At 59.9% G+C, this 25,032-nt stretch carries 24 protein-coding genes and 1 pseudogene; 15 read left to right on the top strand and 10 right to left on the bottom strand.

Translation table 11 applies throughout. The features are described from left to right. Window positions 1–2 precede the first annotated feature (2 nt). From ISN39_RS30260 to ISN39_RS30245, 4 genes are all read right to left on the bottom strand, one after another. Window positions 3–968: a PDR/VanB family oxidoreductase gene (locus tag ISN39_RS30260; RefSeq protein ID WP_194731608.1), complete on the bottom strand. Its 966-nt coding sequence runs from the start codon at window positions 966–968 to the stop codon at window positions 3–5. Continuing rightward, complete coding sequence (locus ISN39_RS30255; RefSeq protein ID WP_194731607.1) at window positions 965–1,570, bottom strand: dimethylamine monooxygenase subunit DmmA family protein; 606 nt, start codon at window positions 1,568–1,570, stop codon at window positions 965–967. The genes ISN39_RS30260 and ISN39_RS30255 overlap by 4 nt, the downstream gene beginning before the upstream one ends. Before the next feature lie 10 nt (window positions 1,571–1,580). After that, on the bottom strand, window positions 1,581–2,714 hold the full coding sequence (locus tag ISN39_RS30250) for an aminomethyltransferase family protein (RefSeq protein ID WP_194731606.1): 1,134 nt from the start codon (window positions 2,712–2,714) through the stop codon (window positions 1,581–1,583). Between the two features lie 411 nt (window positions 2,715–3,125). Further along, a complete protein-coding gene (locus ISN39_RS30245) occupies window positions 3,126–3,812 on the bottom strand; it encodes a helix-turn-helix domain-containing protein (protein ID WP_194731605.1) in 687 nt (228 codons plus the stop codon). A 305-nt stretch (window positions 3,813–4,117) separates the two neighbouring features. On the opposite strand from ISN39_RS30245, the gene ISN39_RS30240 reads away from it, so the two are divergent. Further along, window positions 4,118–4,918: a nucleotidyltransferase domain-containing protein gene (locus ISN39_RS30240; protein WP_194731604.1), complete on the top strand. Its 801-nt coding sequence runs from the start codon at window positions 4,118–4,120 to the stop codon at window positions 4,916–4,918. A 169-nt stretch (window positions 4,919–5,087) separates the two neighbouring features. Here ISN39_RS30240 and ISN39_RS30235 read toward each other — a convergent pair whose 3' ends face one another. Then, window positions 5,088–6,011: a LysR family transcriptional regulator gene (locus ISN39_RS30235; protein ID WP_194731603.1), complete on the bottom strand. Its 924-nt coding sequence runs from the start codon at window positions 6,009–6,011 to the stop codon at window positions 5,088–5,090. Window positions 6,012–6,113: 102 nt separating this feature from the next. Here ISN39_RS30235 and ISN39_RS30230 point away from each other — a divergent pair, with 102 nt between their 5' ends. The 12 genes from ISN39_RS30230 to ISN39_RS30175 all read left to right on the top strand — a co-directional run bounded on the left by ISN39_RS30230 (window position 6,114) and on the right by ISN39_RS30175 (window position 17,926). Beyond that, a complete protein-coding gene (locus ISN39_RS30230; protein ID WP_194731602.1) occupies window positions 6,114–7,139 on the top strand; it encodes a putative sulfate exporter family transporter in 1,026 nt (341 codons plus the stop codon). A gap of 101 nt (window positions 7,140–7,240) precedes the next feature. Beyond that, on the top strand, window positions 7,241–8,791 hold the full coding sequence (locus ISN39_RS30225; RefSeq protein ID WP_194731601.1) for a CoA-transferase: 1,551 nt from the start codon (window positions 7,241–7,243) through the stop codon (window positions 8,789–8,791). After that, the gene (locus ISN39_RS30220; protein ID WP_194731600.1) at window positions 8,788–9,594 is read left to right on the top strand and encodes an SDR family oxidoreductase; all 807 of its coding nucleotides are present in this window, start codon (window positions 8,788–8,790) and stop codon (window positions 9,592–9,594) included. Before ISN39_RS30225 ends, ISN39_RS30220 begins: the two co-directional genes overlap by 4 nt. Then, on the top strand, window positions 9,591–10,442 hold the full coding sequence (locus ISN39_RS30215; RefSeq protein WP_194731599.1) for a MaoC family dehydratase: 852 nt from the start codon (window positions 9,591–9,593) through the stop codon (window positions 10,440–10,442). The genes ISN39_RS30220 and ISN39_RS30215 overlap by 4 nt, the downstream gene beginning before the upstream one ends. Beyond that, complete coding sequence (hutC, locus tag ISN39_RS30210; RefSeq protein ID WP_194731598.1) at window positions 10,439–11,206, top strand: histidine utilization repressor; 768 nt, start codon at window positions 10,439–10,441, stop codon at window positions 11,204–11,206. Before ISN39_RS30215 ends, hutC begins: the two co-directional genes overlap by 4 nt. After that, window positions 11,203–12,708 (top strand): histidine ammonia-lyase, encoded by a 1,506-nt coding sequence (gene hutH, locus ISN39_RS30205; RefSeq protein WP_194731597.1) that lies wholly within the window; start codon window positions 11,203–11,205, stop codon window positions 12,706–12,708. The genes hutC and hutH overlap by 4 nt, the downstream gene beginning before the upstream one ends. A 115-nt stretch (window positions 12,709–12,823) precedes the next feature. Then, window positions 12,824–13,711 (top strand): glycine betaine ABC transporter substrate-binding protein, encoded by an 888-nt coding sequence (locus ISN39_RS30200; RefSeq protein ID WP_194731596.1) that lies wholly within the window; start codon window positions 12,824–12,826, stop codon window positions 13,709–13,711. 117 nt (window positions 13,712–13,828) lie between these two features. Continuing rightward, the gene (locus tag ISN39_RS30195) at window positions 13,829–14,833 is read left to right on the top strand and encodes an ornithine cyclodeaminase family protein (RefSeq protein ID WP_194731595.1); all 1,005 of its coding nucleotides are present in this window, start codon (window positions 13,829–13,831) and stop codon (window positions 14,831–14,833) included. Window positions 14,834–14,839: 6 nt separating this feature from the next. Then, window positions 14,840–15,658 carry a PhnD/SsuA/transferrin family substrate-binding protein gene (locus ISN39_RS30190; protein ID WP_194731594.1) on the top strand — a complete coding sequence of 273 codons (819 nt, stop codon included), beginning with the start codon at window positions 14,840–14,842 and terminating at the stop codon, window positions 15,656–15,658. A 39-nt stretch (window positions 15,659–15,697) separates the two neighbouring features. Further along, window positions 15,698–16,330 carry an ABC transporter permease gene (locus ISN39_RS30185; RefSeq protein WP_194731593.1) on the top strand — a complete coding sequence of 211 codons (633 nt, stop codon included), beginning with the start codon at window positions 15,698–15,700 and terminating at the stop codon, window positions 16,328–16,330. Then, window positions 16,327–16,962 (top strand): ABC transporter permease, encoded by a 636-nt coding sequence (locus tag ISN39_RS30180; protein WP_194731592.1) that lies wholly within the window; start codon window positions 16,327–16,329, stop codon window positions 16,960–16,962. Before ISN39_RS30185 ends, ISN39_RS30180 begins: the two co-directional genes overlap by 4 nt. Window positions 16,963–16,984: 22 nt before the next feature. After that, entirely contained in the window at window positions 16,985–17,926 is a 942-nt protein-coding gene (locus ISN39_RS30175; protein ID WP_194731591.1) for an ABC transporter ATP-binding protein, read from the top strand. A gap of 127 nt (window positions 17,927–18,053) precedes the next feature. Here ISN39_RS30175 and ISN39_RS30170 read toward each other — a convergent pair whose 3' ends face one another. The 4 genes from ISN39_RS30170 to ISN39_RS30155 form a co-directional block, all read right to left on the bottom strand. Beyond that, window positions 18,054–18,395 carry a hypothetical protein gene (locus tag ISN39_RS30170; RefSeq protein WP_194731590.1) on the bottom strand — a complete coding sequence of 114 codons (342 nt, stop codon included), beginning with the start codon at window positions 18,393–18,395 and terminating at the stop codon, window positions 18,054–18,056. Window positions 18,396–18,501: 106 nt separating this feature from the next. Beyond that, window positions 18,502–20,679 carry a molybdopterin cofactor-binding domain-containing protein gene (locus ISN39_RS30165; protein WP_246763472.1) on the bottom strand — a complete coding sequence of 726 codons (2,178 nt, stop codon included), beginning with the start codon at window positions 20,677–20,679 and terminating at the stop codon, window positions 18,502–18,504. A 10-nt stretch (window positions 20,680–20,689) separates the two neighbouring features. Next, complete coding sequence (locus tag ISN39_RS30160) at window positions 20,690–21,160, bottom strand: (2Fe-2S)-binding protein (protein ID WP_194731588.1); 471 nt, start codon at window positions 21,158–21,160, stop codon at window positions 20,690–20,692. Between the two features lie 374 nt (window positions 21,161–21,534). Next, entirely contained in the window at window positions 21,535–21,900 is a 366-nt protein-coding gene (locus tag ISN39_RS30155) for a c-type cytochrome (RefSeq protein ID WP_194731980.1), read from the bottom strand. Between the two features lie 383 nt (window positions 21,901–22,283). Here ISN39_RS30155 and ISN39_RS30150 point away from each other — a divergent pair, with 383 nt between their 5' ends. Further along, window positions 22,284–23,006: a response regulator gene (locus ISN39_RS30150; protein WP_074071349.1), complete on the top strand. Its 723-nt coding sequence runs from the start codon at window positions 22,284–22,286 to the stop codon at window positions 23,004–23,006. After that, entirely contained in the window at window positions 23,003–24,451 is a 1,449-nt protein-coding gene (locus ISN39_RS30145) for an ATP-binding protein (RefSeq protein WP_194731587.1), read from the top strand. Before ISN39_RS30150 ends, ISN39_RS30145 begins: the two co-directional genes overlap by 4 nt. 100 nt (window positions 24,452–24,551) lie before the next feature. On the opposite strand, the pseudogene ISN39_RS37705 reads toward ISN39_RS30145, so the two are convergent. Then, window positions 24,552–24,987 (bottom strand): annotated as a pseudogene (locus ISN39_RS37705) (sugar ABC transporter ATP-binding protein); the annotation flags it as partial. Between the last annotated feature and the right edge of the window lie 45 nt (window positions 24,988–25,032).

Raw genomic sequence — 25,032 nt, 5'->3', positions numbered from 1 at the left:
CGCTAGAGGTCGAGATGCAGCGTTTTCCCCTCGAAGCGGGAGACGCAGATCATCACCTTGCGGCCGGCCGCTTTTTCCTCATCGTTCAGATAGACGTCGTGATGCAGCAGCTTGCCATCGCAGGTGACGACCCCCGTCTCGCACTGACCACAGGCACCACCTCGACATAGGAAAGACGCATCGACGCCCGCCGCTTCGATGGCCTCCAACATGCTTTCGTGATGGCCAACCCTCACGGTCTTGCCGGAGCGCACGAGCTCGACGGTGAAAGGCTTGCCCGGCAACGAGGAAAGGAAGCGCTCCGAATGCAGGTTCTGCTCCGGCCAGCCGGCCTCGATCCCGGCCCTTAAAACGCCGTCGATCATTCCCGATGGGCCGCAGACATAAAGATGCGTGCCGAGCGGCTGGCTGTCGAGCAGACGGCCGAGCGGCATCGTTATGCCTTCGGCGTCGCAATAGATCTTGATCCGTTGCGAGCCGTAGCGCTCGGCCAATTCCTTCCAATAGGCACCGCGATCGCGCGTGCGCACGGCATAATGCAGCTCGAAATTGGCGCCTTCGCGGGTGAATTGCTCCATCATGGCGATGAAGGGGGTGATGCCGATACCGCCGGCGATCAGCAGATGCTTGCGGGCCCGCCAATCCGGCTGGAAAAGGTTGACCGGATAGCTGACCTTCAGCTCGTCGCCTTCCTTGACCCTTTCATGCATGAAGGTGGAGCCGCCGCGCGAATCCTCGACATGCAGCACACTGATCTCATAGGCCGCGCAATCATGCGGTGGCGACATCAGCGAATAGGCGTTGCGGCGCACATGGCCGTCATCATGCATCGAGACAATGATATGCGCACCGCCTGAGAAATATGGCATCGGCTTACCGTCCAGCCGCTCGAAGCGGAAGCGCTTGATGCGCTCGGCAACCGGCGTCACCTTCGTCACGCGGACGGGGACTTCAGTGCCACCACTCAAAGGAACAACTCCTCTGGATCGGGCGCGCTGCCCCGGTCTTCCGCATCGATGTTGACGCCCTGAAAGGCACCGAGCCGTCGCGAATAATGATCACGCACGAGAAGTGTCAGTCCGCAATGGCTGCAGGTGAAGGGGCTCGCAGTCACGTCGTCAGTGATCCCTTTGCAATGCACGCACTGGACACGCCGCGCCAGCGAGCCGCGATGTTCGGTGATGATCGAGGCGTAATCCATGCCATGTTCGAGCCCCACCGTCATTGCCTGCCCGATGAAACCTTCCGTTCCAGCGATATAGAGGCGAATGCCCATGTGGGCGGTTGCCAGCAATCCCTTCAGCCGGAACAGGAGCGTCGCAATCGTCGGCGCCGTCCAAAAGACATCTGTGCCAAGGCCGAGTAGCGCCGTGTCATGGCCTTTGCCCTTCGACCCGCACGCGACATAGAGGATTTCGCTCCGTGACAGGATCGTTTCGTCGAAGGCCGGTTTCTGGTCGATGAGCGCGGTCGCACCCTCACCTTCGAGCGCGAAGATATGCCGCTTGGCATGCGGCTCGATGGTCAGACCTTTGTAGACCGGACGGCTCTTGATGCCTGCAACGAGCATGGCGCGCTCCCTAACCTAAGGCGGTCCGCTTCTTCTTTTCAGGATCGTCAAAGGGAAGCGTATGCGCGCTGGCCATGGCCTTCACGCTCTTGCCGCGCACTTCGAGCTTCGTGTCATGAACAGCCTTGTCGACATCGAGGCGAGCGATCGCCATGGATTTCTTCGTCAGCGACGAATAGCTCGGGCAGGTGATGACGCCGACCTTTTTGCCGTCGGCCCACACCTCATCGCCGAGATCGGCCGGGCCATCGGCATCAATCAGCATGCCGAAGATCTTGAAACGTTCCTTGCCTTTGAGGCGCGCGTGCTCCTCGGCACCGCGGAAGCCGGTCTTGCCGGGACTGACGGTGAAATCGAGGCCAAGTTCCCAGAGGCTGTCGCCGGGGGGCTGATCGGCAAAGGGATACATCTGCGAATTGTCATAGGGATAGAAGAGCAGATAGCTTTCGACCCGCAGCATGTCGAGCACGCTGAAGCAGCAGGGAATAATGCCCATATCCTTGCCCTCTTCGACGACCCGGTCCCAGACCATGACAGCATCCTGGCCGCGCACGAAGATCTCGTAGCCGCGCTCACCGGTATAGCCGGTGCGCGAGATCATTACCGGAGCGCCGAAGAGCGTCGCTTGCAGGTGATGGAAATATTTGAGGTCGCGGATGCCGGGCACATATTTGGCGAGGTAGTCGACCGCCAAAGGTCCCTGGAGCGAGAGATCATGTAGATCGTCGTCGAAGAGCACCGCACAATTGCGGCCAGCCGCCTGCTTGACGACCTCCTCGTGACCGGACCCGGAGCCATGCACCAGCATCCAGGAATTCGGGCCCGTGCGGTAGACGATGCAATCGTCGGTGAAATGACCGCGATCATTTAGCATCGTGGCATAGACCGAGCGACCGGGATAGATCTTCGTCATGTCGCGGGTGGTGACGTAGTCAAGCACAGCGATGGCATGGGGGCCGACCAGATGCACCTTCCTCAAGCCGGAAACATCCATGATGCCCGCCTTGGTGCGGACGGCGACGTGCTCTTCCGACATGTCCTTCTCATAGGTCCAGGCGGTTCCCATTCCGCTCCAGTCCTCAAGCTTCGATCCGAGAGCGCGATGCCGATCCGCCAAGGCGGAGAAACGCCAAGATAAAGCCATTCCCGTTCCCTCTTTTTTCTTCTACGGAATATTTGTTTCCTGACTATATTCGTCTTTTGCGTCGTGGCAAGCCTGCCTGAGCACGGATTCCTTCAAATCTTCAGCGGCCGTCTGCCCGGCGGTGCGTTGGGCGGAGATGACGATGTTGGCAATCGGACGCCGCCCGGAACCGGGATGATGGTGCTTGCGACGGTTGAGGGAATTCCTCGACGGTGAGCTCACCGCCGAGCTCGGGCCTCGCCCTTGTCCGGTGCGCCAATAGGGTTGATGCCGGCTTCGACAACCGCGGCGACCGGCTTGACTCGTAGCTGCTAGGGCTTGCCCGGAAGACCGGATTTCGTTCGCGTTCGGAAAAGGACCAGCGGGTCTTTGTGGTCAACTTGTAAGAATAGTTTGTTCTTTTGGAGCAATCTATCCCGTCTTGCCCCGCTGGGGATAACAGATGATTGAGAGGTAGCGGCTCGGCAGTTTGACCAGCACTTCCGGCCCGTGCGGCGCATCGGCGTCAAAGAACAGGCTGTCGCCCGGCTGCATCGGAAAAAGCTGGTCGCCGTGGCGATAGACGACTTCGCCTTCCAGCATGTAGAGAAATTCCATGCCCTCATGCTGAAAGGTCGGGAAGACGTCGGAATCGGCCGTCAGCGTGATGAGATAGGGTTCGACGATGACGCCGCTGGAATTGTTGTCGATATGTCCGAGCAGATTATATTGATGTCCCGCCCGCGTGCCGCGCCGCTCGAGCTCGATGCCTTGGCCGGCTTTGACGAAGACGGCATTATGCGGCTCCTCGTAACGCCGGAAGAAGGCGGTGAGGGGCACGCCGAGGGCGCGGGAAAGCGATTGCAGCGTAGTGAGCGATGCCGAGATATTGCCGTTTTCGATCTTCGAGAGCATGCCGAGCGAAATACCGGTTGCGGCGGCAAGATCGGTGACCGTGATGCCGAGCCTCTTGCGATAGGCGCGAACCTCGTGGCCGATCGCCATTTCGAGGTTGTTTTCCTTCGGTTCGCGGACAGCATGCGGATCCTGGGAAAGAGCGATCCGATTCCCGTGCGGCTGCTCCGCTTGGCTCAATTTGTCATCGGGCTTGGCCTTCATGCACCGTCCTTTCGCGTTTTCCTCTCCCCGGAAATCCTATCGCCGTAGTGAAATTTTCTCAACCGTGAAGAAAGTCAGGATCTGCGATTATGGCTGGCCCCATACCAATGGAGTGCGATAGGCGGCGCTGACATGCTGTTTAACTTCTGTGCTTCGCCATGGAACGATCGAGATGGAGCGGGCGGCAGTCGATGCAATAGGCGGCGCGGGCCGGCGCCACTAGATTCAGCCGCATTCGCCGCAGAGAAGCGGCACGATGGCGCTCGATCCTTTGCGGTTGTTTCGAAGTCAGTTAGTCTCTCTACATGAGGACACCGATCAAACGAGACGATCTCGAAAGCCTTCTTGCAACGGCGGTTGGCTGGTTCAAGAGAGAGCAGGACGTCGTGGGTATTTTCCTCGGAGGGTCGGTCGCTGCTGGAAGCGCCGACGCCTATTCCGATATCGACTTGCGCATAGTCGTGCAACCCGAGCACCATTTGCACTATGTGGAGAGGCGCAGGGAAATTCCAACGCAGTGGCCGGGTTTTCTCTTCAACGAATGGCTTCCCAACACGCAGCATTGCGTGTCGCATTTTCAGCCATTCGGGAAGATCGACATCTTTTATTATGATGCCGCCAAGCTGACACCTTCGCCCTGGTATCGGCTGCCGATCAGGATTTTGCACGACCCCAAAGGCATCGTTACCGATCTCGTGAAGCGATCGGAAGAGCTGCCGTTCTTGGTCGGAGAGAGCGACGTGGACCTTTCAATTAGCAAGGGCTTGGCGGCGGCTCATGAGACATATCGGCGGGCGAAGCGTGGCGAACTGTTTTACGCGCAGACGCTCTTGGACGAACTGCGTCACCACGTGATGCAGGCCGACGATTGGCTGCATGATCGAACTCCTGAGACGACAGTGATGGCGAATTTCGACAATCGAGCGAGTGGGGAGGTACTTAGCAGTCTCGCGACGTCCTATTGCCCATGCCTAGACGAGGCGATTTTGGCGGCATTGTCCTCGCTCGCTCGCGCCTATCGCAATCAGGTGCTGGCGCTGCATGAGAAGTTTCAACTTTCCCGACCGCTGAGAAATGATGTCGTGGCTCTTGATATGGTCGCGTAACTGCATCCGCTTTAGAGCACTGCAGGCCCGCGTTCGTGCTCTATCGGACCATCAAACACTTTCACGGTCCCGTTCGGACTTAATTATGTGGATGAGAGGATCCTCGGCAGATACTGCTGAAATGGACCGCAATAGCGCTTTCGGCGTCATCTCATCGATGTTCAATGCGCTAGAGCGTCCAGTCCTCCCAACTTTGGACTTCGCCAGCTTTATCCTCGCGGCAAATCGTTTCCAGCGCTAACGAGGCACGACTAGAGTGCCGTTGTTTATGCCGCAGGATTGCAAATTGGCGGGACGGCAGAGGGAAGCGCGCCTTTACCAGCAGACCTTGCGCCAAGAGGGGCGCGGCTACCGCTCCCGACACGACAGTCGCACAGATGCCCTCTCTTGCTGCCGATATTACCGCCTCATTCGACGGCAGCTCAAGCGCAACAGCCAGGTCTGCAAAGCTTATTCCGGCATTGGAAATCGCGATCTCGAAAGCCGATCGGGTTCCGGACCCCTTTTCTCGCATGACCCATTTTGTGCCCGAAACCAGGTCCGCCGGTGCAACCGGTTTGCCAGTTGCCCAAGGATGGCGCGGACCGACGACAACAAGGAGTTCGTCCTCGGCCAGAGACTGAAAAGACAGCGCCGGCTCCTCGACGCCGCCTTCGACAAAACCGACTTCGGCCAATCCATCGACAACCGCCCTTGCCACCGTGGTCGTATTGCCAATTATCAGTTTAAGGTCGATGCCCGGGTAGCGGATCTTGAAACGCATCAGCATCGCCGGTAGCCAATAGCTCGCAATCGTCTGGCTGGCAAAAACCACGAGTTCACCCTTTTGCAACCCGCCGAGATCGGACAAGACGAGGGCTGCAGCCCTTGCGCGGGCGAGCGTCGCTTTTGCCTCTCCGAGAAACACCCGACCTTCATATGTGAGCTCTATGCGGCGTCCGACGCGATGGAAAAGTTCGACGCCATAGGAGGCCTCGAGATTGCGGATTGCCGAGCTGACGGCCGATGGTGTGAGGCCGATCACGAAGGCGGCCTTGGTCAGATGCTCCCGTTCCGCAACAGCGACGAAAATGGAAAGTTGCTCGAAAGTCATGATTCAATCCGTTCGATTTTACCGAACGAACCCTACTGAACTATTCAATAGAAGTCGATGATCGAGTGTGTGACAGTATAGCCATTCCGCAAGGTCCTACCGATGCTCATGTCAGCCTCACGCTCCCTATCGCTTCCTTCAGCCCTGCCGGGACTCGTCCTTTGTGCCGCGGTCGCGCTCGCTGCGCATCTCGTTGAGCAACTGCAGATGATGATTTTCGGTTTGCATTGGATTGAGAGCCTCGTGTTTGCCATTCTGGTCGGCATTGCCGTTCGCTCTTCGGTCTGCCTGCCGCAGAGTTTCATTCCCGGCATCCAATTCGCCGCCAAGACGCTTCTCGAGATTGCGGTGGTGTTGCTGGGCGCGTCGCTCAGCGTGGCTGCAGTCCGGCAGGCTGGACTGCCGCTTGTCGGCGCAATTGCCATTCTGGTTGCTCTGTCTTTGGCAGGCAGCTTTCTCATAGGGCGCCTCTTGGGGCTCTCGGCCAGCCTGGCGACGTTGGTTGCTTGCGGCAACTCGATCTGCGGCAACTCTGCGATTGCCGCCGCAGCGCCCGTGATCGGCGCCACACCGGACGACATCGCGGCCTCGATAGCCTTTACCGCGCTGCTTGGCGTCGCTGCAGTTCTGACGCTGCCAGTTATTCACATGCTCTTTGGTCTCACCGCCGTACAATATGGCGTTTTCGCAGGACTGACGGCCTATGCGGTCCCGCAGGTATTGGCGGCCACGGCCTCTGCCGGAGCCGTCAGTACCCAGGTGGGCACGCTCGTCAAACTGATCCGCGTGATGATGCTCGGACCCGTCATCCTTCTGCTTGGCGCAGTTCATGGCCGCCGCCTTGGCGGCTCCGCAGTCAACATTCGCCATATTCTCCCATGGTTCATCATCGGTTTTGCAGCCATGGCGGTGCTTCGCTCCCTGGATGCCATCCCGGCCCCGCTGCTTTCCGGCATGTCGGCTGCCTCCACCGCCTTCACCGTCACCGCCATGGCCGCTTTGGGTCTCTCCGTCGATATTCGGTCCAGCGCCCAGACCGGCAGCCGGGTACTGGCGGTGGCGGCGCTGTCGCTGTTGGCGCTGGCGGCTCTTGGCCTGTGTCTGATTGGGCTGCTGAAAATTGCCTGATCGAGGCAATATGCCCAAAATACTTGCAAAGATTCCGGTTGCCTTCGAAACGATCAGCGGCTAGCCTGTATATACAGGTGGGGCGGAAACATAGATCGTTCATGCGGGTCATCTCTTCACAACAAGCTGCGGATCTTCTCGAAGACGGGATGACTGTCGCTGCTTCGGGTTTTGGAGGATGCTGCCATCCTGAGGCCATCACGGCCGCTATCGAGAAGCGCTTCCTCGCCTCTGGAAAGCCCCGCAACCTGACCCTTTTGTTTGCTGCCAGTACGGGCGATCGTCAGACGCGCGGCATGGGGCACTTTGGCTATGAAGGCCTGGTCGCCTGCGTGATTGCCGGGGGATGGCGCGGAACGCCGCGCCTTGGAAGGCTTGCGGTCGAGGGAAAGATCGAAGCGCATTGCTGGCCGCAGGGCGTCATCGCGCAGCTCTATCGGGCGATCGCCGCCGGTCAGCCCGGTGTGGTCACCCATATCGGGCTCGGCTCTTTCATGGATCCGCTTCATGACGGCGGTCGCATGAATGCGACGACGCCGCGTCCGCTCGTCGAGCGTGTGTCGTTGCGCGGCAAGGAATGGCTGCTTTATCCGTCGGTACCGCTCGACTGCGTGCTCTTGCGCGGAACGACGGCCGACGAAGACGGTAACATCACCCTCGAGGACGAGGCCTTCCCACTCGACGTGCTCGCCATGGCACAAGCAGGCCGAAATTCCGGTGGTATCGTCATCGTGCAGGTCAAGCGGATTGCCGCGCGCGGCTCGCTGCAGCCGAACGATGTTCGTATCCCGGCAATGCTGGTCGATTATGTCGTCGTCTGCGAAGATCCGGTCCAGCACGGCATCAGCTTCGCCGAGACCGACAATATCGCCTATACAGGGCGCGTCCGGATGGCGGTGAGCCGCCTAAAGCCGGCGCCGCTGTCGGTCGATAAAATTATTCAGCGACGTGCCTTCCTGGAGCTGGCGCCGCTGAATTTTCCAACGATCAACCTCGGCATCGGCATTGCCGCCGGGATCGGCCGCATCGCGAGCGAAGAGGCATTCGACGATTATACGGTGACGATCGAATCCGGTGTCATCGGCGGCGTGCCGGCCGAGGAACTGTCCTTTGGGGCCGCCATCAATCCGACCGCCATCGTCACGCAGGCATCGCAATTTGACTTTTACGATGGCGGTGGTCTCGATATCGCCTTTCTCGGTATGGCCGAAGTAGATAGGCATGGCGCGGTCAACGTCAGCCGCTTCAATAATTCTATCGTCGGGGTCGGCGGATTTACCAATATCTCGCAGACGGCCAAGCGCATTGTCTATCTCGGCACATTTTCGGCTGGTGGCGCGCAAATTACTGTCGCCGACGGCAGGCTCGACATCGTGCAGGACGGAAGAGTTTGCAAGATCGTCGACGATGTCGACCAGATCAGTTCGAGCCCTGCCTTTGCGCCGGAGGACCAGTCGCAGCTCGTCGTCACCGAGCGGGCTGTCTTTCGTGTGATCGAGGGACGCCTGACGTTGACGGAGTTTGCCCCCGGTATCGATCTTGCCGCGCATGTTCTCGACCGTCTGCCGAAGGGCGTCGCGGTGTCGGACCAACTAAGGCAAATGGATGCGCGCCTGTTTTCGACCCGTGCGATGAAGGATTTTGTCCCATGAAAATCGATGGAGCAGCCATCATCGTCACGGGCTCGGCAACCGGCGTCGGGGCTGCATGCGTGAAGCAATTCGCCGAGGGCGGTGCCCGGGTGGTCGTCAACTACAGCCGCAGCAGAAAAGAGGCCGATGAGACCGGCGATATCTGCCGCAGTCTGGGCGCTCAGGTCGAGGTCGTCCAGGCTGACGTTGCCGATGACGCGGCTTGCCGCCGGATGGTCGCGACCGTCGTCAATCGATGGGGGCGGCTCGACGCCTTGGTGAACAATGCCGCAATGACGGTCAAGTCCGATCCTTTCGATCTGGAGACACTGTCGGCCGCAGATTTTCAAAACGTTTTCGGTGTCAATGTCATCGGCGCTTATCAGATGTGTCGGGCGGCGGTGCCCGCGATGCGTAACAGCGGCGGCGGTGCGATCGTCAATGTCTCATCCAACGTTGCCTTTACCGGGGGCGGCAGCTCGCTTGCCTATACGGCCTCCAAAGGCGCGCTCAATGCGCTGACCTTGGCCTTGGCGCGCACCTGCGGTCCCGATATCCGTGTGAACGCGGTTTGTCCCGGCATCATCGATACGCGCTGGATGCGCGACACACTCGGGCCAGATACCTATGAAGCCGTTGCCAAGCGATTTTCGGAAACCGCGCCCCTCGGCCGTGTCGCAACACCGGAAGACGTTGCAGGCGCCATTGTCTGGCTTGTTCAGGGTGCGGACTTTGTCACCGGCGAACTGCTTTCCGTTGACGGCGGAATCCGCTTGTCAGGTGGGGTTCGCAAACCCGCTACATCCGGGGGAGCCGCAAAGTGACGATCTCGGCTCAATCCATCCTCGACTTTCCAGTGCCGGAAGCGACCCAAGTGGTTAGCGCAAGGGATGCCATCCTTTACGCCCTGTCGGTTGGCTACGGCACCGATGCCCTTGACGATCAGGCACTGAAGTACGTCTATGAACGCGATCTCGTGACCGCGCCGACCCTTGCCAATATCGTGGCGCACCCCGGCCCATGGATGCAGCAGACGGGCGTCGACTGGACGCGTTTGGTGCATTCCGAACATCGCCTGACGATCCACCGGCCGGTTCCCGTCGATGTGCCCCTAATCTCTCGTTCGCGCGTTTTGTCGGTGGTCGACCGGGGCGTTGAAAAAGGGATGTTCGTCAGCGTCGAGCGCCTGATCGCAACCGCTGACGGTGATCAGCCAGTTGCGACGATCGTCCAGACAAACGCGTGCCGGAGCGACGGTGGATGCGGATCGGTGGGATCTGCGCCTGAACCGCTGTCCAAGGTCCCGGACCGAGCGCCGGAGCTTGAATTCAATGTCGACATCCCGGAAAATGCCGCTCTGCTTTACCGCCTGAACGGCGATCTCAATCTGCTGCATGTCGACCCGCAGGCAGCCCGCAGGAGCGGCTTTGCCCGGCCGATCCTGCACGGGCTATGCAGTTTCGGCTATGCGGGTTGCGCCATCGTCGCTGCCGTCGATCCAAGCATGGCTACGGGGTTAAGCTCGATCGCAGCGCGTTTCAGCGCGCCGATCTTTCCCGGCGAAACGATCACCTTGCAGATGTGGCGTAACGATGCCGAAGTCCGCTTCAGGGGCCGCGTTGCGTCACGGAGCGCTACCATCCTCGACAATGGCATCGCGAGGTTGTCATGACGAAAGCGGTCAAACCGGCCGCCGGCGAGGCGCGCCACTATATACGGATCAAGGAGCAGATCCTGGCTGAGATCGCCGAGGGCAAGCTTCAGCCGGGAGACCGCGTATCTTCTGAAAGCGAACTCGTGGCGGCATTCGGGGTCAGCCGCATGACGGCGAACCGGGCGCTACGGGAGTTGATGTTCGAGGGTGTTCTCAAGCGGTCGGCCGGGATCGGAACGTTCGTGTCGCCAAAGCACCTCGACGTGGATCTCCTGCAAATCCGCAACATAGCCGACGAAATACTTGAACGGGGTCACAAGCATAAGGCGGCGATCGTCGCGGTCGGCTTGATGAAGGCGGATGCCAACGTTGCCGACGCGCTTGAACTGACCCTCGGCGCCGAAGTAATGCATTCGCTGATCGTGCATATGGAAAACGACCAACCCATTCAGGTCGAGGAGCGCTACGTCAATCCATTGGTCGCGCCTGACTATTTGTCGACCGACTTCCACAGCATGACGCCGCACGAATATCTGACGAAGGTGGCTCCGATAACGGCGTTCGAACATATCGTTCAGGCCGTCAAACCGGATACGGCGGTGCGCAAATATCTTGGCCTGAAGAACGATTACCCTTGCCTGCGGGTCTTTAGAAGAACCTGGTCGGGTGAGGCCGTCGTGACTTGTGCGCTGTTGTATTATCCCGGCGCGCAATACCGGCTGGAAGCACGGTCCACCAAGGGTCCTCCTAAACCCGTCGCCATTCTCGGAGAGAAAAAGTGACCGCCATCAACTCTCCATCGATCATGTTCAGCGCGGCACCGCCGACGATCGAGGACATCGCAGCGGTTGCCCGTCGTCACGCAAAGATCGAGATATCCGCCGAGGTCGAGGCCCGGATTGCGGCCGCACGAGCCGTCGTCGATCGCTATACGGAAAGCGATCTGCCGGTCTACGGCCTGACAACAGGACTTGGAGCGGGTGTCGATACGCGACTTGCAACGGACGATCTGGTGGCGTTCCAGATGCGTGTGCCGCAAGCCCGCTCGGTCGGTGTCGGAAAGCCGCTTGCAAAGGAATCCGTGCGCGCGATGATGGCCGTTAGGGCAGCCGGCATGGCGGCGGGCGGTTCCGGCGTCTCGCCGAGCGTCTTCCACGGTCTGATCGCCGCCATCAATGCGGGTGTTCACCCTGTCGTCCCGTCACTGGGTTCGATCGGTGCAGCGGATTTGGCTCCGCTTGCTCATATGAGCCGGGGGCTTCTGGGCTTTGGCGATGTCGAGCTCGGCGGCGAAGTGCTGCCGGCCGGTATCGCTCTTGAAAGAGCGGGCCTGAAGCCGCTCGAACTAGCACCGAAAGACGGGCATGCGCTCGTCGTGGCCAACAGCCTCTCCATCGGCCTTGCCTGCTTGGCGCTCGAAGACATCGAGCGGCTCTTCGGTTGGTCTCTTAAGGCGATTGCCATTAACTTTGAAGCGTTTCGGGCCAATGTCAGCGCCTTCGACGATCGCGCTTTGGCTGCGAGACCGGCCTTTGGACAGCGCCATGTCGCCTCTGAGCTCATGGAGATTCTTTCGGGCAGCTCCTTGCTTGCTGCCGATGCAGCAAGACGTCTCCAGGACCCCTTGAGCTACCGCTGCACCCCGCAGGTCTGGGGCGCATTGAGGCATGCGATCGATGAGGCAAGGCAGGCGACGGAAATCGAGCTCGTCAGTTCCAGCGACAATCCTGTTGTCATCGCATCTGAGGGTGTCATCCTTTCCCACGGCAATTTTGACATGACCGCTTTTGTGCTCGCCTGGGAAAGGCTGGGGCAGGCCATGGCGCATTGCGCGGCAGGTACCGCGCATCGGATCATGAAGATCATGTCGCCGGGCATGTCCGACCTCCCACGCTTCCTGACGCCAATGGGCCAGAGCCGCACCGGTTTTGCGACCGTACAAAAGACTGTCTCGGCTATGGAAGCCGAAATCCGCCATCTGGCGATGCCGGTTTCGCTCTCGCCCATTCCTGTTGCCGATGGCGTCGAAGACCAGGCGTCGATGGCTCCGAGCGTTTTGGCAAAGGCGCAGGCGATCGTCGAGCGCCTTCGCTATCTGGTCGCCATCGAACTGATCGCATCGGTACAGGCCGTCGAGCTGCGAGGCGTCTCAGGCGAATTGGGCAAGGGATCGGCACAAGCCTATGCTTTTGTGCGCAACTATGTCCCCGCGCTTGAAGAGGATCGCGCGCAAGCGCCGGACTTTGCGACGATTGCCGCAATGATCGGGCTTGGCCCGCAATAAGCCCGGTTCGCCACTGCCACGACAAGAAGGGCAGGGCGCCGAGTGATCATGCTGACGGTCAATCTGAAAGATTCCGTCAGTCCGTTCGTTGAAAAGTCAACCAGAGGGAATGATTATGAAAAATTGGACAAAAGGCATCCTTGCAGCCGGCATCATGGCAGCCGCCATGTTCCAGCATGCATCCGCACAGACCATCAAGGTCGGCAGCAAGAATTTCACCGAGCAGTATATCCTGGCCGAAATGTACGCCGCCGTTTTGGAAAATGCCGGTTTCACCGTCGAGCGCAAGATTAACCTTGGTGGCACGCTGATTGCTCATCAGGCATTGGTGGCCGGCGAGATCGATCTTTATCCGGAGTACACCGGCACAGCCCTGGCTTCTGTCGTCAAGGGTGAGATGTCGACCGATGCCGACAAGGTCTACACGCAGGTCAGGGACTTCTACGCCAAGCAGTTCAACCTCACATGGCTAAAGCCGAGCGGCATTAACAATGGTTACGTCATTGTGGTCCGGCAGGAAACGGCGCAGGCCAACAATCTGAAGAGCCTGTCGGATCTCGCCAAGGTTTCCAAGACCCTGGTCTTCGGCGGCGGTGCTGAATTTCCAGATCGCGCCGATGGCCTGCCGGGCCTGAAGCGTGTTTACGACGCGGAGTTCAAGGAATTCAAGCAGTTCGCCAAGCTTGGTCTTCGTTATGACGCGCTGGAACAAGAGGACATTGACGTCGCCAACGGCGCGGCGACCGACTGGCAGATCGGCTCGAAGAAGCTCGTGCCGCTGGCAGATGACAAGGGTCTGTTCCCGCCTTATTACGTGGCCCCTGTTGTCCGCCAGGACGTGCTGAAGACCAATCCGAAGATTGCCGAACTCCTGGAAGCGGTCGGAGCCCATTTGGATAACGAGAAAATGCGGGTTCTCAATGCCAAGGTCGAAACCGATCACGAGGAATCCGAGGACGTGGCGGTAGACTTCCTCAAGGAAAACGGCCTGCTGCCGAAATGATTGTGACGCCCTGCGCGCGGGTATCAATACGGCCGCGGCCTGGCGCGGCGGCCCTTTCACAGAATTTTCGAAAATTCCTCCGTTCAGCAGCCGGACAGGAATGTGGAGAAGCGGGAAATGCAGGAAATCTGGATTGACTATCTCAACGCCCTCGATGCCAAGTCGCTGGCGCTGACGAATGACGAGATTCTCGATGCGGTGTCGAAGGCGCTGGATGCACAGGGCAGGGGCGAAACCGTCATCGAGCCGCGTGTTCATCTTGTGCCGGAGAGCTCTGATAAAGGCCATTTCAACGTGCTTCGTGGCTATGTCAAAGCGCTGAACTATGCCGGCGTCAAAGTCGTCGGCGATTTCGTCGACAACTACAAGGTCGATCTGCCTTCAGAGCTTGCGGTCCTCAACCTGTTCGATCCGAACACCGGCGTGCCGAAGGCCGTCATCGATGCAACGGCAATCACCGACATGCGCACCGGCGCCGTGACCGCCCTTGGTGCAAAATATCTCGCCCGCAAGGACAGCAGAATACTCGGGCATATCGGTGCCCGCGGAACCTCTTACTGGAATGTCCGCCTTCTCGATCATCTCTTCGACTTCGATGAGATCCGCGTACACTCGCGCCGCCCGGAAAGCCGCGATGCCTTCGCAAAGCGGCTTGAGACGGATCTCGGCAAGAAGATCATCGTCACCGACAACTGGGAGAATTGCCTCAAGGGTGCCGACATCATGGTCGAGGCAAGCCGCCTGCCGGAACCGGCGCCGCTGTTCAAGACGGGATGGGTGAAGAAGGGAGCTTTCGTCGTGCCCTATGGAACGATGAGCGCGCTTGAATTCGATCTGACCGACATCATGGACAAGGTCGTCGTCGACGATTGGGGACAATGCGGCCCGGGCAAGCCTTTCGGAGCGCTTCGCCGTCACGTCGACGAGGGCAAGGTGACGGCCGACAATCTGCATGCCGAAATCGGCCAGATCGTCTGCGGCATGAAACCCGGCCGGGAAAATGACGAGGAGACAATCCTGTTCTGGCACCGCGGCCTTAGCACGACGGACGTGGCGCTCGGCGCCGCTATGGTGAACAAGGCAAGAGACATGAACATCGGCCAGCGTCTGCGGTTCGCATAAACTGCCATGGTCATGTCCAAGCCAATCGCCTGTTCGAGAATGTATAATCTCAGTGCGCGCATGCGCGGGCTGTGGGACGCGCTTTTTGCGCTCGTCAGCGTGCATTCCGGAATCGCGCTCGAGATCATCGCTCATGCAGCTCCAGCACCCTTGTCGGAGTTATGGACAAGGCCGGATATGGGAGCGGTCTTCATGTGCGGCTATCCGTTTTCGCGCATGCCGGAGGGCGCAAGACCGACTGCCCTTGCCGCGCCCGTCTCGAGCGAGGCATGGTCTTCGGACCAGCCGCTCTATGCCAGCCACATCCTCGTCGCCTCCACGGGGCCCGTAAACGCGGTGGCGGATCTCGCTGCGGCACGCTGGGGTTGGACCGTGCGCGATTCCCAATCGGGCTATCACGCGGCGCGTTCCTACCTCGCTGGCCAGTTCACGGGCAAGATGAAAGAGAGCGCGGCGGTCGGACCACTGCTCAACCCGTCAGGCATCGTTGCAGCTCTCAGGGATGGCAGGATCGAGGCGGGCGCCATCGACGCTTACGCCTTCCAATTGTTGTCAATGCATGAACCCGACGCGATCGATGGTCTTCGCATTCTTGCGACGACCGATCCGCTTCCCGCTCCCCTATTGGTTGCCGCAAAAACATTGCCCGGGGACATGGTCACGGCATTACAGCGGAGCCTCGTGACGTTGCATGAAACGCCTGACGGAACGGCGGTTCTGGGAGCACTCGGCCTCAGACGATTTTCGGCGGTCGCTCCGTCTGCCTACGATGTACTGCCGCAGAGAGCCGGCGCCGCCGATCGCAGATTGGGGATCACATGGTAGACGGTGGCGAACGAGCGCCCGGACACGGAGGTCTCGACGATGAAATGGGTCCCTAAACACCTCGATCGGCTACTCGAAGCGCTGCTGGAGCACCTGTATCTCGTTTTTTCCTCAGTTGGGATTGCCCTGGTGATCTCGATGATCGTCGGGATATGGGCTGCAAGGCGGCCTCGGAGTTTTGCCGTTATCGTCGTCTTGACCGGTATCCTGTTCGCCGTGCCGAGCCTGGCGCTGTTTGCGCTTCTCATTCCCGTCATGGGTATCGGGGCGGCACCCGCTATTACCGGACTTGCCGCCTATTCGCTGATGATCCTGATCCGCAATATCGGCATGGGGTTCCAGGCTATTCCGCGTGACATACTAGAAGCCGCCGATGGCATGGGCTACGGCACGGCGCGCCGGATATGGGAAGTCGAGCTGCCGCTGGCGATGCCCTATATCGTCGGCGGCATCCGCATTGCCATGGTGACGGTAATCGGCATCGGTACCGTTGCCGCCTATATCAATGCCGGCGGCCTGGGCGTCATCATTTTCGAAGGCATCGATCAGCGATTTCCCGAAAAGATAATCGCAGGCGGGCTGCTGACGTCATTTCTGGCGCTCTTTGCCGACTATTTTTTTGCATCGTTCGAAAAGCTGCTGCGCCGTCGCAGTGGAGGTAAAGCAGCATGATCGTCATCGATGCATTCAGTTGGATCTTCAACAACTCCGGCGCCTTCTTCAACGCTTTCCATCGCCATCTTCTGATGTGCGTCCTATCGCTCGGCATAGCCTTTGTCATTGCCGTGCCGCTCGGATTTTCGGTCGCACGGGCACCTCGCGCCGCCTTCGCGGTGGTCAATATTGCCGGCGCTCTGCGCTCTATACCGAGCCTCGCGATCCTGTCCGCGACGATGCCATTCCTCGGCATCGGATTGTTGCCGTCTATGATCGCCCTCGTCGTCCTTGCCGTACCGCCGCTGTTGTTGAACACGATCATCGGTATCCGCGAGATCGACACTTCCGTAATCGATGCGGCAAAAGGAATGGGCATGAGCACCGGGCAGATGCTGCGGGAAATCGAACTTCCTCTGGCCGTTCCGTCGATTCTGTCAGGTGTCAGGACGAGTGCCATCCAAGTCATCGGCGGTGCGGCACTGGCCTCCTTCATTGGTGGCGGCGGACTTGGCGATTTCATCAATGCCGGCATTGCGATCATGAACATGCCGCGCCTTCTTGTCGGAGCGGTTCCAATAGCCCTGCTCGCAATCTTTGCGGAATTGGCGTTCAGCGCTCTGGAGCGCATCTTCACTCAACGGCGCTAAGCGGCGGAAAACGGATATCAGTATGATTCATCTCGATCATGTTACGAAGAATTACGACGGAAGCGGCCAGCATGCGGTCGACAATCTCGATCTCTTGATCGAGACCGGTACGACGGTTGCTATGATCGGCCCTTCGGGCTGCGGCAAGACCACGACCATGCGCATGATCAATCAATTGGAGACGCCCACGACGGGACGCGTGCTGGTCGATGGCAAAGATATCGCCCGCGTCGATCAGAAAGAGCTACGGCGCAGCATCGGTTATGTCATTCAGCAAGTTGGTCTCTTTCCGCATATGTCGATCGCACGCAATGTCGCAACCGTGCCGCGCCTTCTTGGCTGGGATAAGGCGCGCAGTGATCGTCGGGTTGACGAGCTCCTGGATCTCGTAGGCCTCGATCCGGCCATCATGCGGCAGCGCCTGCCACACGAATTGTCAGGTGGGCAGCGTCAGCGCGTCGGGTTCGCGCGCGCTCTCGCCGCCGATCCCGCAATCATGCTGATGGACGAACCGTTCGGCGCGATCGATCCGATCACCCGCGTTCGACTTCAGGACGAATTCCGCGATATTCTCAGGAAGGTGAAGAAGACGGTGGTCATCGTCACGCATGACCTCGACGAGGCAATCAAGATGGGTGATCGCATTGCGATCATGCGCGATGGCCGCCTCCTTCAATATGACACCCCGCAAGAGGTCCTTGCGCGTCCGGTCAATAAATTTGTCGAGAATTTCCTCGGCCCCGACCGAGCCATAAAAAGGTTGAGCTTAATCCCAGTATCGATGATCATGACCACGCCGGAACCGTTCAAGGGGGACGCCGAAATCGCCGCTGATGCCACGGTTCACGACGCCTTGGCGCTCATCCTCTCCGGCGAAATGCCGGGTCTGCACGTCAGAGCCGCCAACGGAACGCTTGCGGGATATTTGTCTCGTGACACCTTATTACGCGCCAATCGGCTCTAGTCTGCGCACACCCATGAACTTGTTTCACACTGTTAACATGCTTCGACGATTTCATTAAATCTTGCCGGTCGGTTCAACCCGAAGTTAATTTGAGGTTTCACGCTCATCCACTATCCATCGCCAGCCCCTACAGCATGGTGATTGCGTCCAATCTCGACGACACTTTGCGAGGGGCGAGTATCGTGTTGATGTTCGGAACATGGCGCAATCTCATTGCCTCCGAGCTGCCTCCCGCCGGTTTCCTGCCGTCGATGCAGGGCGTTGCGGGTCTCGCGATGACGAATGCCGACAGGCGTCGGTCGGAGGCCGAAGTTGTGTGCGCCGGCGCGGAGTCCAGGCCTATCGCCATCGCCAGAATGGAGAATGCGAAAAGTGCGAGGCCGACGAAGTAGTCGGATATAGCATGCCGACGGCGGTCCAGACGCTCTTCCAGATAGTCCGGCTTTTGATCTCTGTCTTCGTCGTGCATGACAAACTCGCGTGGTTGGTTCTAGGGGTAAGGTTCCGCAAGGAGGGTCTCCAGGCATTCGTTGCGGAACCCGTTTCCGCCTATAAAAAGCTGCATCTCCCCTTGTTCATGAAGGGTTATTGTTCTTGAACGGCAGTTGCCGGATCCGTTTGCCGGTAGCGGCGAAGACGGCGTTCAGAACGGCCGGTCCGGCAACGGCGATGGTCGGTTCGCCAACGCCTCCCCAGAAGCCGCCGGACGGCATGATGATTGTCTCGACCGCCGGCATCTGCTCCATCCGCATCACCTCGTAGGTGTCGAAATTCTCCTGTTCGACGCGGCCGCCATTGATTGTGCATTCGCCGTAGAGGCAGGCGGAGAGACCGTAAACGAAGGACCCTTCGACCTGGCGTTCGGCCTGGGCGGGGTTGACGATATGACCGGGATCCGTCGCGGCGACGATGCGGTGGATCTTCAACTGTCCGTCGGTGATGGAGATTTCCGCGGCGGCGGCGACATAGCTGGCAAAACCCATGATCTGCGCGAGGCCACGGTATATGCCTTGCGGCGCCGGCGTTTCCCAGCCGATGCGCTCGGCAACGGCTTCCAGAACCGCCAGATGCTTCGGGTGGTCGGCCATCAGCTTCCGGCGGAAATCGAGGGGATCGATTCCGGCCGCATCGGCAAGCTCGTCCAAGAAGCTTTCCACGTAGAAGGCATTCTGGTTGAGGTTCACGCCACGCCAAAAGCCGGGCGGTACTGGAGGATTGCGCATGGCATGGTCGATGAGCAGATTTGCGACGGTGTAGCCGAGGACACCTTCGCTGCCGCTGGCGTTCAGCCCCTGGAACACGATTGGATCGTGACCGTTCTCACGAAACATCTGGGGACGGAGCGAGGAGAGGATGGACTGACCGCTGATACGCATGTGAAGCGCCGTCAGATTGCCGTCGGCATCAAGCGCGGCCCGCATCCTGCACTGCGTCGTCGGGTGATAGGAGCCGTGCAGCATGTCCTCCTCGCGCGACCAGATCAGCTTGACCGGCGTGCCCGGAAACTCCTTGGCGAGCGTGACCGCCTGGCGGACATAGGATTCGTTGGCGCCGCGCCGGCCGAAGCCGCCGCCGAGATGCAGTTTGTAGACCTCGCATTGTCCGATCGGCAGGCCGGAGGCTTCCGCCACGTTGACAAGGCTGCTTTCGCCGTTTTGCGTCGGCACCCACACCTCGCATTTATCTCGCGTATATCGCGCCGTCGCGTTCATCGGCTCCATCGTGGCATGGGCCTGATAGGGAAAGGAATAGGTTGCCGTGACGACCCGCGCTGCTCCCTCAAGTGCTGCGGGCGCATCGCCGATCGAAGTGCCGACGAAGGCCTCGTCGGCATCGAGGCCTTCGGCGAGCATTGCGGCGATGGAGGCACTGGTAACGGCTGTGTTCGGACCATCGTCCCAGACGACCGGCAACGCGTTGAGCGCCGATTGCGCCTGCCACCACGTCTCGGCAACCACGGCCACGGTTGTCTCATCGACCTGCACGACCTTGCGCACGCCCGGCCTCGCCGCGACGGCGGCGGCATCGAAGCTTGCAATCTTGCCACCGAACACAGGGCAGGCCTTCACCGCGGCGTTCAGCATTCCGGGCAGTTGCACATCGGCGCCATAGATCTGCCTTCCGGTGAGCTTGTCGGCGGTATCGAGCCGCGGAAGCGGCTTGCCGGCGATCTTCCAGTCCTTCGGGTCCTTGAGCGCGATAGTGCTTGGAACCGACATCTGTGTGGCAAGCGCCGCCACGGCGCCATACGACGTCGTACGTCCGGAAGCGGGATGGGTGATGATGCCGTTGTGGACCGTGCATTCGGAACTCGGGACATTCCAGGTACTGGCGGCGGCTGCAATGAGCATTTCGCGTGCGGCGGCTCCGCCCTGCCTGACGTATTCGTGCGAGCCGCGAATCCCCTGGCTGCCCCCGGTCGAGAAACTGCCCCAGACGCGCTCGCGTCGAAGGCTCTCCCCGGGCGTCGGATATTCGGTCGTAACCTTGGACCAGTCGCATTCGAGCTCTTCCACGACTAGCTGCGCCAGTCCCGTGAGCGTGCCTTGTCCCATTTCCGAGCGGGCGATGCGGATGACGACAGTGTCGTCCGGATGGATCAGAACCCAGGCATTGACTTCTGGCAATATATCCGATGCCGCCTGCTCGGCATTTGCCGACAGCGGAATCTGAAAGCCTAGTGAAAATCCGCCGGCCGCCGCGGCCGTACCGATGAGAAACTTGCGGCGTGATAGCGTGACCACATCATTCATCGTTCTACCCTCAGCCTTTCTGCGCGGCACTGCTGTTTGCAGCGGCGAGCTTGATCGCAGCCCGCACCCGGTTATAGGTGCCGCAGCGGCAGATATTGGTGATTTCCGCGTTGATATCGTCATCCGTAGGATCCGGGGTCGTGTTCAGCAGGGCGGTGGCCGCCATGATCATTCCGGCCTGACAGTAGCCGCATTGCGGCACGTCGAGCGCGAGCCATGCCTGTTGGACCGGATGGGAGCCATCCGGGGAAAGCCCTTCGATGGTGACGATCTGCTGGTTTGCGTCAATCGCGCTGACCGGCATAGCGCAGGAGCGCGTGGCGGCGCCGTCGATATGCACTGTGCATGCGCCGCATTGCGCAATGCCACAGCCGAACTTCGTGCCGGTCAGGCCGGCCTGTTCACGCAAGACCCATAAAAGAGGCGTTTCCGGATCCACGTCGATATCGCGGGCCACGCCGTTAATGGTGAGTTGAACCATGACATGCTCCAATCTCTTGAAAGAAAGTCCCAGATGCGATGGCGGTTTTGCCCGCCATCGCACGCCGCTCGATCAGGATGCAGGGGTGGTATCCTGGTCAGCCGGCGTTGCGCTGCGCGTCCGATCCGGACTGGTCGGCCGGAGGAACTGGCTGCGATTGCGAGCTGGCGGACTGGAGCCGGGTGCAACCGGACCCTTGAGCCAAGGCAGTGCCTGCCGCCGCAAGAAGGCCGACGGAGGCTGCGAATGCGATGAGAAAATTCTTCATGGATGCCTCACTTCTGGTTGAAGTTTGAATTGCCTGAGACGGACGGTCCGATCTCGGGCTGCTACCGGAGCTTCCGCTCCGTCTTTTCCCCGCCTGGCGCATCGTCCTAGTTGGCGGCGGAAAGGCTCCGCAGATAGGCGATGATCGCCGATCGCTGCGCCTCGTCACGAATACTGACGGTCATCGTCGTGCCGGGAACGACCTGCCGCGGATTGGCGAGAAAGGCCTGCAGCCTCTCTTCGTCCCAAACGATGCCGGACCCGCCGAGCGCTTTCGAATAACGTGCGCCTTCGATGGTTCCCGCCGACCGGCCGAGAAGGCCGGAAAGATGCGGTCCCATCCGGTTTTCGCCGCTGTTGGCACTGTGGCAGGTGCCGCAGCGGGTGCGGAATAGCCTTTCGCCCTCCGGATTGGCCGGCTCCTGCGCCAGGCCCTGGCCGGCAGCCGCGAGCGAGAGCGAGAACACCAGCATTGAACCGAGACAGATTGGTTTCATCGAAAATCCTTACGTCATTGCGTCTTGCATCGTTGGGACTGCCCGGATGCAGATGAACGGCTGCTTTGCTGCAGATCGTTTCGACGCTTGCAGGCTAGGGGCGGTTTGTCGCAGAGATGTGCCAGACGGGCAGGAAAATTGTCGCGAAATGTCTCAAGCCGTCCGAATTGCATCCATACGCGCTTGGGGCCGGACCGAAGACGAATGCGCCAGTTCAGGCTATTCCTTGGAAGGGCGAGCAATTCGCCAGGTAACCGGATCGCCGGTTTTGACAAACTTTGATACACTTTTGGAGATGCCCGGATTTTTCCGTCATTTTATATTGCGTTCATGTCTTCATCCTATGCGCGAGGCGCTCCATGCAATCGGCACCCCATATCGTCGTCGTAGACGATCACCGGGACATCCGTGACCTTGTCGGCAAGTATCTTTCCCAGCAGGGCTACCACGTCAGCGTCGCCGAAAGCGGCGCGGCGCTGCGGCGAATCGTCGAACGCGGCGCCCCGGACCTGATCGTTCTCGATGTCATGATGCCGGGCGAGGATGGTCTGTCAGTCTGTCGCCAGCTGCGCGGCACACTGGAGATACCGATCATATTCCTGACGGCGATGGCGGACGATACCGACCGCATCATCGGGCTGGAGCTCGGCGCCGACGACTATCTCACCAAGCCCTTCAACCCGCGGGAGCTTCTGGCGCGCATCAGGGCGGTGCTGCGCAGGGTCAATAGCCTGCCGCCGCAGCAGCGCGAGACGATCAAGGCGAAAACCGTGACCTTCGATCAATGGCGGCTCGATGTCGGGCGCCGGGAACTCATCGGCGAGGACGGCGTCGGTATCGCGCTCAGCACCGCGGAGTTTCGCCTGCTAAAGGCCTTCCTGGAACATCCGGGCCTCGTCCTCAGCCGCGACCAGCTTCTCGATCTGACCGTCGGCCGCACCGCTGATTTTTTCGATCGCAGCATCGACAACCAGGTCAGCCGGTTGCGCAAGAAGATCGAGTTCGATCCGAAGAATCCCGCCATCATCAAGACCCATTGGGGTGGCGGCTACAGCTTTTCTGCGGAGGTGGCATCCGGATGACGCGATGGTGGAAAAGGAGCCTTGCTGCCCAGTTCATCGGCTTCATGCTGCTTGCGCTCGTTATATCGCAGGCCCTTGCATTCCTTATCTCCTGGGACGAGCGCGACAAGGCCCTGCGGGCGGCCGCCAAGGGCGAGTTCTTCAGCCGCACCGCATCGCTTGCGAGGCTGCTCGAATCCCTGCCTGTTCCCCTTCGCCAGGACGTCCTGCTTGCCAGTGGAACAGGCTATTCGCGCTTCTGGATTTCCGCCGGCGATCCGGCCGATGCGGACCAGTGGCGGACGGTGGCAGTAGCACAGCTTGCAAAACCATTGCCGAACCTGCCCGACTCACGTCGGAATTGGCAGGTGCAGCCGAGGGACCTGCCAGCGAAGCTTGGCTATGAACCCGGCCTCTTCGCGGCTGCAAACGCTTCGGATGACTGGACCACCTTGGCGTCTGGACCATGGTCCCTGCCGCATCCGGCGAAGTTCCTCTATTTCGATCAAACGAACGGAATGGGGCTTGCCGTCCGGCTCAGCGACGGCAGCTGGTTGAATTCCGCCTATCACAAGGTGATGCCGAGCACGCTCTGGAACTCGCAATCGCTGTTCTCGCTCGGGATAACGGCGATTGTTCTTTCGATCATCGGTGTCTTCACTGCCAATCGCATTACCCGGCCGCTGCGAGGGCTTGCCTCGGCCGCCGAGGCTCTTGGGCGGGGCGAGACCGTGGAGAAGCTGCCCGAATCCGGGCCCGACGACATCCGCCAGACAGCGGAGGCGTTCAATCGGATGCAGTCGCGGCTGCATCGTTTCGTTGAGGATCGGATGCGCATGCTTGCGGCGATCAGCCATGACCTGCGCACGCCGCTGACATCCTTGCGTCTGCGCGCCGAATTCGTTTCGGATCCCGACGTACAGCAACGCATGCTGGCGACGATTGACGAAATCCAGACGATGACGGAGGCGACGCTTGCCTTTGCACGAGGGGAGGCGACCGTCGAGGAAACCAGGACGATCGAGCTCAACGCGCTTGTTGGAAGCCTTTGTGACGACCTTGCGGAACTAGGGCAGAACGTGGAATTTTCCGAAGGCGCGAAGATCAACTATCGCTGCCGCCCCGAAGGCCTTCGCCGGGCCATCCGCAACTTGGTCGAAAACGCGGTCCGTTACGGCGGCGAGGCCAGGGTCCATCTCTTTCATACGCCTACGACGATCGACATCGTCGTCGAGGACGACGGCCCCGGGATTCCCCAAAACGCAACCGAACAGGTGTTCGCGCCCTTCTTCCGCCTCGAGCAGTCGCGCAGCCGCGAGACTGGCGGCGTCGGGCTGGGGCTTTCGATCGCCCGAGCCATCGTCCGCCACCACGGTGGAGATATCGTACTTTCCCAGAATCGGCCGGCGCAGAAGTGGCCGGGGTTGCGGGCGTCTGTCTCTCTGCCCAAGGTGATGTCTGGTTGAAGTCGATGGGTAAGGTAGCAGTTGCCGCCGAAGTTTACGCCAGTCGATGACTGTATCTCATTTGACGTGTGCTACCCGCCGGCCTTAAGCCCGTGCCGTATTAGCTCGCTGATAGCCGCTTTGTCTTCGCATCGAAAAGATGCACTTTCGTGAGATCGGTTTTACGGCGATGACATCGCCTGCTCGCAGGTCAAGCCGCTCTCGAACGTGCCCATTGAGTCTCGGCGCCTGGAGGTTCGATCACCGAACCTTGGCGCTTGTTTCTCCCTGATTGGCCAGGCGGTCTGGACGGATGCCATAGATGACTTCTTTTCCTCTCGCCATCGACACATTCCCAGAACCGGCGCCTGCGCCTCCATCGGCAACGAATTCGAGTGGTCCCGAAGCGCTGATCGTTCCTTGATAAAGTTCATACCAGGCGAACCGACGAAACCGGCAACGAACAGGTTTGCTGGTCGGTCATAGAGCTCGAGCGGCGATCCAATCTGTTCGACGTAACCATCTCGCATTACAACGATCCGGTCGGCCGTCGTCATCGGAATGACGGGTCTTTAGTTCAAATCCTGTCAAGGCAATTCATG

Origin of the sequence: Rhizobium sp. 007 (assembly GCF_015353075.1) — a bacterium.
Lineage (GTDB): Bacteria > Pseudomonadota > Alphaproteobacteria > Rhizobiales > Rhizobiaceae > Rhizobium.
This window is presented reverse-complemented; position numbering and strand designations above follow the sequence as displayed.

Coding starts and splice junctions, on each gene's coding strand:
- ISN39_RS30240 (WP_194731604.1), top strand. CDS start 4,118: ATGAGGACACCGATCAAACGAGACGATCTCGAAAGCCTTCTTGCAACG.
- ISN39_RS30190 (WP_194731594.1), top strand. CDS start 14,840: ATGGTCATGTCCAAGCCAATCGCCTGTTCGAGAATGTATAATCTCAGT.
- ISN39_RS30220 (WP_194731600.1), top strand. CDS start 8,788: ATGAAAATCGATGGAGCAGCCATCATCGTCACGGGCTCGGCAACCGGC.
- ISN39_RS30200 (WP_194731596.1), top strand. CDS start 12,824: ATGAAAAATTGGACAAAAGGCATCCTTGCAGCCGGCATCATGGCAGCC.
- ISN39_RS30180 (WP_194731592.1), top strand. CDS start 16,327: ATGATCGTCATCGATGCATTCAGTTGGATCTTCAACAACTCCGGCGCC.
- ISN39_RS30175 (WP_194731591.1), top strand. CDS start 16,985: ATGATTCATCTCGATCATGTTACGAAGAATTACGACGGAAGCGGCCAG.
- ISN39_RS30230 (WP_194731602.1), top strand. CDS start 6,114: ATGCTCATGTCAGCCTCACGCTCCCTATCGCTTCCTTCAGCCCTGCCG.
- hutC (WP_194731598.1), top strand. CDS start 10,439: ATGACGAAAGCGGTCAAACCGGCCGCCGGCGAGGCGCGCCACTATATA.
- ISN39_RS30255 (WP_194731607.1), bottom strand. CDS start 1,570: ATGCTCGTTGCAGGCATCAAGAGCCGTCCGGTCTACAAAGGTCTGACC.
- ISN39_RS30235 (WP_194731603.1), bottom strand. CDS start 6,011: ATGACTTTCGAGCAACTTTCCATTTTCGTCGCTGTTGCGGAACGGGAG.
- ISN39_RS30170 (WP_194731590.1), bottom strand. CDS start 18,395: ATGCACGACGAAGACAGAGATCAAAAGCCGGACTATCTGGAAGAGCGT.
- ISN39_RS30165 (WP_246763472.1), bottom strand. CDS start 20,679: ATGAATGATGTGGTCACGCTATCACGCCGCAAGTTTCTCATCGGTACG.
- ISN39_RS30155 (WP_194731980.1), bottom strand. CDS start 21,900: ATGCTGGTGTTCTCGCTCTCGCTCGCGGCTGCCGGCCAGGGCCTGGCG.
- ISN39_RS30145 (WP_194731587.1), top strand. CDS start 23,003: ATGACGCGATGGTGGAAAAGGAGCCTTGCTGCCCAGTTCATCGGCTTC.
- ISN39_RS30185 (WP_194731593.1), top strand. CDS start 15,698: ATGAAATGGGTCCCTAAACACCTCGATCGGCTACTCGAAGCGCTGCTG.
- ISN39_RS30250 (WP_194731606.1), bottom strand. CDS start 2,714: ATGGCTTTATCTTGGCGTTTCTCCGCCTTGGCGGATCGGCATCGCGCT.
- ISN39_RS30150 (WP_074071349.1), top strand. CDS start 22,284: ATGCAATCGGCACCCCATATCGTCGTCGTAGACGATCACCGGGACATC.
- ISN39_RS30195 (WP_194731595.1), top strand. CDS start 13,829: ATGCAGGAAATCTGGATTGACTATCTCAACGCCCTCGATGCCAAGTCG.
- ISN39_RS30245 (WP_194731605.1), bottom strand. CDS start 3,812: ATGAAGGCCAAGCCCGATGACAAATTGAGCCAAGCGGAGCAGCCGCAC.
- ISN39_RS30160 (WP_194731588.1), bottom strand. CDS start 21,160: ATGGTTCAACTCACCATTAACGGCGTGGCCCGCGATATCGACGTGGAT.
- ISN39_RS30225 (WP_194731601.1), top strand. CDS start 7,241: ATGCGGGTCATCTCTTCACAACAAGCTGCGGATCTTCTCGAAGACGGG.